Source organism: Pseudomonas thermotolerans DSM 14292 (assembly GCF_000364625.1).
GTDB lineage: Bacteria > Pseudomonadota > Gammaproteobacteria > Pseudomonadales > Pseudomonadaceae > Aquipseudomonas > Aquipseudomonas thermotolerans.
Map to the genome: position 1 here is coordinate 1 of NZ_KB822665.1, position 1,528 is coordinate 1,528.

Annotated in this window: 1 protein-coding gene; it reads right to left on the reverse strand. The window is 54.5% G+C overall.

All coding sequences use genetic code 11. The features are described from left to right. Nucleotides 1-1,028, reverse strand: a 1,028-nt coding sequence (locus H165_RS18890; protein WP_017940320.1) for a YagK/YfjJ domain-containing protein, incomplete at its 3' end; no start/stop codon positions are given. Nucleotides 1,029-1,528 lie beyond the last annotated feature (500 nt).

Below are 1,528 nucleotides of genomic sequence, written 5' to 3' on the forward strand. Positions count from 1 at the left end.
CCGGCCGGATGGCCGTGGAACAGGTGGCCAGATGGCCGTGGAATGCCTGGCCAGATGAGAGCGGACTGGGTGGCCGGATGGCGTGGAATCCGCAGACAGCGTGCCCCTGCAGGTTTCAAGCGCAGGTGCTGATCATCCTTGACTAGGTATTTCATGGCGTAGTGCGTATGTGGCCGTCTCGACTGATCCTCCCGCTGGATAAGGCCGATTCCACGCCTATCGCCATATCCCTCCTTGTCGTGGTTGCAGCTATGGGCATAGCCCTGACGACGAGTGATCTCCTCCCACAGTTTGCCGATCCTAGTTGCCTTACAGACATCGCGGCACACTATGTTGCCATTGAAGTAGTAGGCCGCATGGATGTGGTACCCACGCCCCTCCTTGCAATCCCCCTGCTCGACTGAATAGGTGTACCCAATCAGGTGCTCGAAAGTCCGATGACGGCTGTGTTGGTCGATCAGATCATCCAGGTGATCGAATACCTGCTCGACGCGCTGCCTAGCCTGAGCTTCAGGGCGGTAGTACAAGTCCAGCCGGATTATCGTAGTGCGTGAGTAAAGGCTCATCACTGCATCGTTGTAAGCGATGATCTCCTTCGCTTGCTTGCGTGCCTCATAGGCTCGATCCCCAGCTTTGCGCTGATACCACCGCTGACGGGTCAACTCACGGATCCGTTCAGTAAGGACATTCATGCTCTGCTCATGACTGAGCCAGTACGTCCCCGTCTCGCTCATGCAGACAGGACCATTGGGTGAACGCTGAAGGCCAATGTCGTCACAGGCCTCTCGGAACGCTAACAAGTGCTCGCTGTAGTCGTATGGCACTTGATCATCGAACAGGTTGTACATCTGCTGCATGTGGGTGAAGTGGCGGGAGAGTCTGGTCTCTTCGACCTGCTCATAGCCTGACCGTTTGTGCGTGATCCGGAATGCAGGTGTATCGCTGCGCTCGATAGCCTGGACGAGTGATTCGATATGCAGGGCTACGTCAGACTGGGAGAGGTGGGTGTTTTGCTTGCGGTTGTTCATGGTGTGTACCTGATTGGTTGGGATGCATATCAGGTACGTGGTGTGTTTTTTTTAACCGGACTCCCTCTCTCTCCAGTCGTAGATAGGCTGTGGCTATTCACTATCGATTTAAGCAATTAAATAGCCAATTGCTATATTGCTATTTCATTAGATGCAGCCCACCCTCTGAAGAACCTCCCCCGTACAGTCGAGCAATGAAGGGTTACTCTGCCCGACCTGATGAAGCAATTGCCACGAACAATGCCGGGAGAGTTAGCTGAGTACGTACAACCAAAGCCTCCTCCCACCACATGGGAAAGCGAGGTCACCCCGCAAACCCGGGGAGAGTTCAGATATGCGCTAACGGTGACCTAACGGTGACCAATTCGCTAAAGACGACGAGAAGGGGAGCAATGGAGAGGCATAAAAAAAGGTTCTTCGCGCGATCTGGGGGAAGTAGTGGTTGACGGTTCGGAGGTTGGTAGATTGGCAGTCGCCAAACAAACCGATCCCCTTCCTCT